At 64.8% G+C, this 8,379-nt stretch carries 8 protein-coding genes and 4 pseudogenes; 3 read left to right on the top strand and 9 right to left on the bottom strand.

Going from position 1 to position 8,379, the window contains the following annotated elements:
- Positions 1–140 precede the first annotated feature (140 nt).
- Positions 141–799: pseudogene (locus QU44_RS17235) on the bottom strand (IS256 family transposase); the annotation flags it as partial.
- Here QU44_RS17235 and QU44_RS19015 point away from each other — a divergent pair.
- Positions 686–1,060 (top strand): IS66 family transposase, encoded by a 375-nt coding sequence (locus QU44_RS19015; protein ID WP_081988104.1) that lies wholly within the window; start codon positions 686–688, stop codon positions 1,058–1,060. The pseudogene QU44_RS17235 and the gene QU44_RS19015 sit on opposite strands and share 114 nt — an antisense overlap.
- On the opposite strand, the gene QU44_RS17230 is transcribed toward QU44_RS19015, so the two are convergent.
- The 7 genes and pseudogenes from QU44_RS17230 to QU44_RS15560 form a co-directional block, all read right to left on the bottom strand.
- Positions 1,042–1,680, bottom strand: coding sequence for an IS66 family transposase zinc-finger binding domain-containing protein (locus tag QU44_RS17230; RefSeq protein WP_052134962.1), 639 nt, complete (start codon positions 1,678–1,680; stop codon positions 1,042–1,044). The genes QU44_RS19015 and QU44_RS17230 overlap by 19 nt on opposite strands.
- Before the next feature lie 130 nt (positions 1,681–1,810).
- Positions 1,811–2,119 (bottom strand): annotated as a pseudogene (gene tnpB / locus QU44_RS15585) (IS66 family insertion sequence element accessory protein TnpB); the annotation flags it as partial.
- 45 nt (positions 2,120–2,164) lie between these two features.
- On the bottom strand, positions 2,165–2,791 hold the full coding sequence (locus QU44_RS15580; RefSeq protein ID WP_231621772.1) for a DUF4198 domain-containing protein: 627 nt from the start codon (positions 2,789–2,791) through the stop codon (positions 2,165–2,167).
- Positions 2,791–3,072 (bottom strand): DUF3325 family protein, encoded by a 282-nt coding sequence (locus QU44_RS15575; RefSeq protein ID WP_033923328.1) that lies wholly within the window; start codon positions 3,070–3,072, stop codon positions 2,791–2,793. Before QU44_RS15575 ends, QU44_RS15580 begins: the two co-directional genes overlap by 1 nt.
- A complete protein-coding gene (locus tag QU44_RS15570) occupies positions 3,069–4,664 on the bottom strand; it encodes a PepSY-associated TM helix domain-containing protein (protein WP_052134960.1) in 1,596 nt (531 codons plus the stop codon). The genes QU44_RS15575 and QU44_RS15570 overlap by 4 nt, the downstream gene beginning before the upstream one ends.
- Positions 4,661–4,975, bottom strand: a complete 315-nt coding sequence (locus QU44_RS15565; protein ID WP_231621771.1) for a hypothetical protein — start codon at positions 4,973–4,975, stop codon at positions 4,661–4,663. The genes QU44_RS15570 and QU44_RS15565 overlap by 4 nt, the downstream gene beginning before the upstream one ends.
- Before the next feature lie 27 nt (positions 4,976–5,002).
- Positions 5,003–7,201: a TonB-dependent siderophore receptor gene (locus QU44_RS15560; protein ID WP_197054351.1), complete on the bottom strand. Its 2,199-nt coding sequence runs from the start codon at positions 7,199–7,201 to the stop codon at positions 5,003–5,005.
- A gap of 243 nt (positions 7,202–7,444) precedes the next feature.
- Here QU44_RS15560 and QU44_RS17945 point away from each other — a divergent pair.
- Positions 7,445–8,006: pseudogene (locus QU44_RS17945) on the top strand (DDE-type integrase/transposase/recombinase); the annotation flags it as partial.
- 18 nt (positions 8,007–8,024) lie between these two features.
- Here QU44_RS17945 and QU44_RS18755 read toward each other — a convergent pair.
- Positions 8,025–8,231: pseudogene (locus tag QU44_RS18755) on the bottom strand (IS30 family transposase); the annotation flags it as partial.
- Between QU44_RS18755 and QU44_RS19010 the strand changes: the two are divergent.
- On the top strand, positions 8,197–8,379 hold a 183-nt coding region (locus tag QU44_RS19010; RefSeq protein WP_156141229.1), incomplete at its 3' end, for a hypothetical protein. The pseudogene QU44_RS18755 and the gene QU44_RS19010 overlap by 35 nt on opposite strands.

Genomic DNA, 8,379 nt, shown 5'->3' with positions numbered 1-8,379 from the left:
TTCGCTCGCTGATCGAGGCGAACTCGGACCTGACATTGGACGAGATCCGCAATGCGCAGGCCGCGCGCGGCGCGTCGGTCAGCGTTGCGGCGGTCTGGCGGGACCGTCAGGAATTTCGTGTGCGGGCGGGCGGTTGAACATTACGCCGCCATGGCCCTGATGAAGCGCTCGCCGAAGATGACGGCGAACTGGGCCCCTTCGACAAGCTCAGGACATGCTTGGCCATGGACCACTCCCGTGGCGGCATCTTCCACTCTTTCTCCGATCGGTTCAAGATCAGATAGAGCAGCTTGGTGGCAGCCTCGTCGCTGGGAAAATGGCCCCTGGCGCGGACGGCGCGTCTGAGCTTCGCGTTCAGCGCCTCGATCGCATTTGTGGTGTAGACGATCCGGCGGACCTCGTCGGGGAACGCAAAGAACGGGATCACTTCGCCCCAGGCGCGCCGCCAGCTTTGGCCGATGGCGGGATAGCGTTGGCCCCAGGGGCCGGCCTCGAACGCGCTCAGCGCCTGTTCGGCCGCCTCCGCGCTGGGCGCGCGGTAAATCTCCTTGAGCGCGCTGGCGAGGTTCTTGCGGTCTTTCCAGGACACGAAGTCCATCGAGTTCCTGAGCAGATGCACGATGCACGTTTGGACGATCGCATCGGGGAAGACGGCGGTGATCGCCTCCGGGAAACCCTTGAGGCCATCGACGACGGCGAGCAGGATATCCTCGGTGCCGCGGTTGCGCAGCTCGTTCATCACCCGCAGCCAGAACTTCGCACCCTCATTCTGCTCGAGCCACAGGCCGAGGACCTCCTTGGGCAGCGGCTGCTCTCCTATATCTGTGAAGCACCCAAGATCCATGGGGACGAGACGCCGGTCACGGTGCTGCGCGGCGAAGACGGTAGCAGGACCGCATATTTCTGGGTCTATCTGCGCGATGGTGGGTCGAGCGGTGACATTACACCGCCAGCGGTCGTGTTCCGCTTTACCCAGGGTCGCGGCGGAGAGCATCCCGCAGCGCATCTTGCCGGGTATCGTGGCTATCTCCAGGCCGACGGCTACAAGCGCGGCACATGAGCCAAGCCAGCTTGCGGGCCAGATCCCATCACATCACGATCGACATCCACGCCCTGGCGGCGCAGGATCGCCGACTGACGATACCAGGGCTGATGATCGACAAAGCGGCTGACGATCAGATGCGCGAGCAGCGCGCTGCTCGCCATGACCTTGGGCAACGGAAGATCGATGGCCGGCGCCTGGCGGATCTGTTCGCAGTGCCGGCATGCAATGCGAGGGCGCACATGGCGCAGCACCCGGAACCGGGCAGGCACATAATCCAGCACTTCCGTCGCATCCTCACCGATGACGGTATCGGTGCCGCCGCAGCCACAGGGGACGGGATGATGCTCCGTCGTCTGCCTGGGGATATGGGCCGGGATGGGCTGGCGTGACCCTGCCTTGCGGATACCCTTCGGCTTTGCCGCCGCATCGTCATCATTGGCAGGCGCTGGCGTATCGACTTCCTCGAATATCAGGCGCAGCTGGGCGATATCCATCTGCTTCGAGCTGCGGCCAAACTGCACCCGCAAAAGGCGCGCGAGCCGGTGCTCGAGCTTGGCGATGGTCAGGCTCTGTGTCTTGAGGGTGTCGTTCGCAAGCCTCAGCGCATCGCGCTCCAGTTCAACGGCCTCGGCCATCTCCCGCACCATTTTCTGCAGGAGAACAGGGCCTGAAGGAAGGCGGTCAAGGTCGAACCGCGTGCCCGCAACTATAGCGCAACCGCGGCTTTGATCCTACAAAAACGCGGGTTTTTCGGGCATTTTCTGATCAGGCGAGCGTCGGTACCGGCACCCTTTCTTGTACGATCGCCTGCCGCCAGTCGAGCCCTTCGATCAGCATCGCCACTTGCGCAGACGACAGCCGGACCGCCACCCCGTCCTGTGTCCGGGGCCACACGAACTTGCCCCGCTTGAGCCGCCCTTCGACTTCGCTCAGGAGGGCCTTTGCGTACAGGCAAAGGCCCGATCCATCCCAGACCAGCGCCTCTAGCCTGTCGCCCCTTTTGCCCCGGAACAGGAACACAGCGCCGCTGAACGGATCGAGCTGCAGGATATGGCGGACCTGGACCGATAGCCCGTCAAAGCCCTTTGCGCATGTCGCACGGTGCCAGCCAGTGCAGCTTCACCGCACGAACGTGGTCGTCGCGATGCGATGGAGGACCGCTACCGGTCCCTCGGGCGTAGCGTGAGTGCCCTCGTCGCGAATCGACACCGACAGTAGATATCGGCCCGGCTCGCGGCTCGGCACCACCACCGTTCCCATCGCGTCGGCCACCAGCGTTCGCGTCCATTTGTCGGGCGACACCACCACCATCTTGGCACCGGCAACGGGCTTGCCGTCCCGCATCACCGCGAAGCGATCGCCGTTCTCCGATACGGGCGCGATCTCGAGCGGCATGGTCGCGCGCGGCTCGCTGCGACCGGCGCGCGCGTAATACACCACCGATTCGCGCTTGCCCGCCTCGCCCCAGGGCTGGAAAACGCTGTCATCCCATGCGCGCACATCGCCAGGCGCAACCGTGACTTCGAGGAAGCCCGCGCGGCGTGCGGGCGTTCCCGTCGTCGGGGTCAACAGCTTGGGGGCTACGAGCTTTTCGAACTCGGGGTCACCGCCTTCGGGCATCGGATCGGCGGGTTCGCCCAGATATATCCGCGCCGAGCCGCTGCCGTCGCGCTCGATCCACACTTCATGCGCGGCTGCGCTATTGGAAAGGACGCAAAGCGCAGCGGCGAACGTAAGCATTTTCATCATTTGATCCTCAACGAAAGGGGAAGCAGATTGAGCGCCAGAAAAACCAGCCCGGCGGCGAGCATGATGATTCCGCACCAATAGATCGGGCCGAACACCCAGCCATGCCCAAGCATCGCGACGGTAAAGGTTGCGGCCAGCAAGGCCGAGGCGGCATTGCGGCGGAACCCGCGAACCGACGCATCAGGCCGCTTACCCAGCCGGGCCACCGCATGGGCGTCACTCGACAGGCCCAGCAGCGCGAACGCAGCGACCGCAAGTATCAGCGCAATCGCAGTCATTCGGCGGGCTCCGCCACGGTCGCCGTCGCCATGATTGTCGGCACCGGCGAACGGCGTGGCTTCGGCCCGGCCGGGCGATAACGGGAGACCGCGCGAGCGGTTGCCAGATACCCGGCAGCAAAGACCAGCAGCGTCAGGTCGACGCCGACCGGCAGCCAATCATCGGCCAGCACCGATGCGATCAGCCCGCGCTCGGTAAAACCGATATTGTATAACGGGATCACCCCCAGCAGCACGCCGGTCGCCGCGAGCAATCCGGTCCAGCCACGCGCGGGCTTCAGCAGGAGCGCCAGCAGCGTCGCCACACCCCAGGCGATGAATAGCACATGCACCTCCCATGCGGCACGTTCGGGCATTGCGACGGGCAGCAGCCGATTGGCCCACAGCATGGCGCCAACCGCGAACGGAAAGCCGCCGACGACCGCAATGTTCAACCGCTCGACCAGTCGGAATCCAAAATGCGGGCGCGTCGGATCAGGCAGCTTCTCACGCCGTTTGACCGTCCATAGGACCAGCCCGCTGGCCACCATCAGTGTCCCCGCGACGCCGCACAGGAAATAGATACAGCGCAGCGCGGTATCCGCGAAACGACCGGCATGAAGGCCGATCATCGCGCCTGCCGTCACCGCCGCAGGCCCGGGGGCGGGCGACGCCCACACCACCGCACCGGTCGTGCCGTGGTAGGTGATCCGCGGCGCGCGGCTGTTGAGCATCGAGCGCGACGCGCGGCTGACCGAGACCAATGCCACTGCGTCGTTTGGCTGGCTGACCTCAACCGTGCCGGCTTTGCCGCCCAGCCGCCGTTCGGCATCGCCCACTAGCGTCCGAAGATCGACCAGCGGCGCGGGGGTACCGCTACGCTCTGCCGCCTCGACATAGGGGAACAGCGAGTCGAAAAACTGCCGCTCATCCTCGTAATTGGCGACGGTGGCCCAAGGCATCAGCAGCGCCATCAGCGTGACCAGCCCGGTATAGGTGATCATCAGATGGAAGGGCAGCGCCAGCACTGCGGTGGCATTATGCCCGTCGAGCCACGACCGCTGGCCCTTCGCACGCCGCAGCGTGAAGAAGTCGCGGAATATCTTCTTGTGGGTGACCACCCCGGTCAGGATCGCCACCAGCATCATGAAGGTGGCAATGCCGACCAGCCATCGCGCCCAGATAACCGGCAGGTAATAAAGGTCGAAGTGGAAGCGATAGAAGAATTCGCCGCCGCGCGTCTCACGTGCGGTGACCGGCTCGCCATCGGCCCCGATCAGCGCTTGGTTGTCGCGGCGGCCCCGCCGGCCTGGAGGTTCGTTGGGATTGGGCTGCGGCACCCAGAATAATTGCGCGCCGGGGGCGCTGACACCGGGCATGGTGATGAACCACGACTTGGCATCGGGCGCCTTGCCCTCGAGAAAACGCTGCGCGCCCGCCAGCACCGTCATCGGACTTTCGACGCGCGCCAGTTCGGGGCGCATCCACCGGTTCATCCCCTCGCGCCACAAGGCGACGCTACCGGTAAGGAATACCACGAACAGCAGCCAGCCGAGCAGCAGCCCCGACCAGGTATGAAGCCATGCCTGGCTCTGACGGAATCCCTTGCTCATGCCCGGCCCCCAGCGGCGATCGACATCCAGGTGATGGCACCCGCCACCGCGCCCAGCAGTGTCAGGACGATGACGGCGCGCACCCCGCTACGCGCCGCGAAGGCATACATCGCCGCCACGGCGCACAGCGCCAGCGCCACCAACCCTCCGGTAATCGACGCCTCGGCACGCGCCATCGGCAGGATGCGCGCCAGCGCCATGCCCCACAGGCTGGACACCGCATATCCCAGCGGCACGGCGGCCAGCGTGCGAAGCGCGATGTCGCCGCGCCGCAGCCATCCCGCGCGCGGCATGTCAGTGACGGTCGTCACCGCACGCCGCCCGGGCAGAGGGCCGCATCAGAAGCCAACGCGGATATTTCCCATCACGCGGCGCGGCGTGCCGTAAAAGCCCCCCGGGCCACCAAAGCCGAAGCTGACATTGCGGTAATATTCATGGTCGAACAGGTTCGTCACGTTGACGCCCAGCGTGGCGTGCTCGGTCACGCGATAGCGCAGCAACAAATCGACCAGCGCATAGCCGTCCTGGCTGACTTCGCCGGGCGCGGTCACCGGCGTGCCGTTGGCGTTGAACGCACCCGTCGGCAGCGCGCCGGTGACGAACAGGCGCGATTGCGCGCTGACGCCGCCGCCGATCGTCAACCGGTCCCCGGGCAGGCGATAGGTGGTGTAGAGACGCGCAATGTGCAGTGGGAATTGCGGCAACACCCGATCGCCGGTGCGATCCTCGCTGCGGGCATAGGTGTAGCTGGCGGCCAGCGTCCAGCCGGTTATCGGCTCCCCCGCCAGTTCGGCCTCGCCGCCCCAGGTGCTGACCCCAGAGACCGAGATCGAAGCCATCGATCCGTCGGGCAAAAGCGGCGCGGTCGGATCGGCAACCGCTATATTGTCCTGCTTGATGTGGAACCCCGCAGCCGACATCGTGAAGCCTTCGCCGAATGGCGTGGCTTTCACCCCCGCTTCGTAATTGGCACCGACGGTGGGGTCGAGCAGGTTGCCATCGGCACCGCGCGCCGAGACAGGCGAGAACACGCTCGCATAGCTGGCATAGAGCGACACCGCGCCGGTCAGGTCGACGACTATGCCGCCATAGGGCGCCCAGCGCTGCTCCGCCTGTCCGGTCGAGGGACGCGCAGGATCGAGCGCGCCTGCGGGCGTGAAATTGTCGCGGCCCGAGCGATAGTCGGTATAGCGCGCGCCGATGATGACCTTCAGCCAGTCGGCTGGGTTGAGGCGCACGACGCCATAGGCCCCCAGCTGCTCGAAATCCTGGGTCCAGTCGGGATCGTTGGACTGGATGATCGGTGGCCGCGCCAGATTGCCGGTCCAGTCGAGCATGCTCGGCGCGGTGGTCGGATAGCCCGTCAGATCAAAGGCCGAGCGGTTGACGGTAAAACTGCGATCGAACCAGTTGACGCCGCCAACCACTTCATGGTCGCGACCGAACAAGGTGACCTTGCCCGCAACATAGCCATCGACTGCATCTTCATGCTGATCGACCTCGCCGTAAAAGGTCCACATGTTGAGCCCGGTGCCATCGCGCCGCGGAAAGCCGTTGGCGATGTTGAGCAGCGCGCTCTCGTTCGTTCCCGCGCGGCGGTTGTAGCTCAGCCGCACCAGCCAGCTTTCGCCGATATCCTGTTCGGCGGCGGCGAACAACGTGGTCTGCTCACGTGACCAGGTGCTCCAGTCGGCGGTGCCGGTGAACGACTGCGGCAAATCGGTCGGGGTGCCGTCGTTGAAAATCAGCGGCACCGTGCCCCAGCCCGCGCCCTGCGAATTAGTGCGCAGATAGTCGCCGCCGACGCGCAGGCGGGTATGCGGCGTCACATCGGCTTCGATCGTGCCATACACCACCGGGTTCCGGTCGTGCTGCAGATCGATATAGGATCCGGTGTCGGTATAGGCGGCGGCGATGCGCGCGCGCACCGAGCCATTGCGTGTCAGCGGGCCGCCGACATCGGCTTCCATCCGATAATGGGACCAGGAACCCGCGGTGAGGTTGTAATAGCCGCGCAGTTCGCTTGGTGCGCGCTTGCGGATCAAATTGACCGTCGCCGAAGGGTCGCCGACCCCGGCGAGCAGGCCAGCCGCGCCGCGTACGATCTCGACCCGGTCATAGATCGCCATGTCGCCGACCGCGCTGTTCTCATATCCGCTGACCTGGTAAATCGTCGGCACGCCATCGAGCTGGAAGTTGCGCACCGCAAAGCCGCGCACGTTGAAGTTCGAGCGGTTGCTGTCGATCGTATTGACCGTGACGCCGGGCGTCTGCGCCAGCACATCGGCAACCGTGTTGAGGTTGAAATCCTCGATCCGCTGGCGGTCCACGACCGTTACCGATTGCGGGGTCTGTTTGAGCGTCAGCGGGAGACGTGTCGACGTGGTGGGGCGTTTGTCGCGCTCGCCATTTACCACGATGTCGCGACCCTGAGTCTCCGTCGCCGTGTCGGTGTCGATCCCGGCGGTCGCGGGTAGCGCCTCGCCTGATGCTCCGAGCACCAGTGCGAGTGACCAAAGGCCAATAGCAGCAGACAATATAATTCCCCCTTGTTGATATCAGGTCGCATTATCGATTCAGCCTTGTTAGTAAAGAGAATAATTCGCAACAAGGTTCTGCAGCGAGTTCGCTCGCATCTCAGGAGCGTCAACACCGGCGGCAACGAGCCTCTGCCGAAAGCGTTATCCCGTCTCGTGAGATGACGGGGGAGGCCAACAATCGCCGGTTTGAACCGCACCGGGATTGTCGGAGGCACCAACTCCTGAGAAGGCGGAGTCGATATGAGCAAGCCGACGAACAAGTTTTCACCCGAGGTTCGCGCCCGTGCTGTGCGGATGATATTGGATCACGAGGGCGACTATCCATCGCGCTGGTCGGCGGTGGTGTCGGTTGCCGAGAAGATAGGCTGCGCACCGCAGACGCTGCACGAGTGGGTGAAGGAGGCCGAGGTCGACAGCGGCAAGCGTGCTGGCGCGCCGACCGATACGGCCGACAAGCTGAAGGCACTGGAACGCGAGAGCCGCGAGCTGCGGCAGGCCAACGAGATTCTTCGTAAGCCTGTCCTGAGCCTGTCGAAGGGGCGTCACCTTGCCCGCTGGATTACGTCAACCGCCAGTTCCACGTGCCGGCACCGAACCGGCTGTGGGTCTCGGATTTTACCTACGTCTCGGCCTGGGCCGGGTTCGTCTATGTCGCGTTCGTGATCGACGTCTACGCCCGCTATATCGTGGGCTGGCGAGCCAGCAGGACGGCGCATGCCAGCTTGTGCTGGATGCCTTGGAGCAGGCGCTCCACGATCGCCGACCAGTGCATCGTGGCGGGCTGGTTCATCACAGCGACCGCCGATCGCCTGAACTCCACTGGTGGCATGCCGCCCGCCTCCCGAAACCAACGGCTGCCAACTGGTTGTGACGCTCCAGCCTTCACCGCTGCCGCCTCGCTGCTCATCCCGGTAGCAACATAGCTCCAGAACATTGCACGCTGCTGCCGGTTGGCAACTGGTGGCCTTCCCGGCGACCGCAATTGTGATCGGGTGCACTGGTTCGAACGTCGCTTCTTGATATCCATCGCCCGCCTCCGCTTTGAAGCGTTGCGACGACCGGTTGAATCCGCCCAATATGCGTCCATCAGGTACACCGAACGCCTCGCCGAAGCGGGCATCGAGCCGTCGGTCGGCAGCGTCGGCGACGCCCGCTTGACAAATATAGGAGCCTCA

The organism is Sphingomonas sp. 37zxx (assembly GCF_000786205.1).
Taxonomy (GTDB): Bacteria; Pseudomonadota; Alphaproteobacteria; order Sphingomonadales; family Sphingomonadaceae; genus Sphingomonas.
Note: the sequence above shows the minus strand (reverse complement) of the source record. Positions and strands in the feature narration are given on the sequence as shown.

Bases quoted from the DNA above. Each gene is read 5' to 3' on its own strand.
- QU44_RS17230 (WP_052134962.1), bottom strand. From the start codon at position 1,680: ATGGCCGAGGCCGTTGAACTGGAGCGCGATGCGCTGAGGCTTGCGAAC.
- QU44_RS15580 (WP_231621772.1), bottom strand. From the start codon at position 2,791: ATGAAAATGCTTACGTTCGCCGCTGCGCTTTGCGTCCTTTCCAATAGC.
- QU44_RS15575 (WP_033923328.1), bottom strand. From the start codon at position 3,072: ATGACTGCGATTGCGCTGATACTTGCGGTCGCTGCGTTCGCGCTGCTG.
- QU44_RS15570 (WP_052134960.1), bottom strand. From the start codon at position 4,664: ATGAGCAAGGGATTCCGTCAGAGCCAGGCATGGCTTCATACCTGGTCG.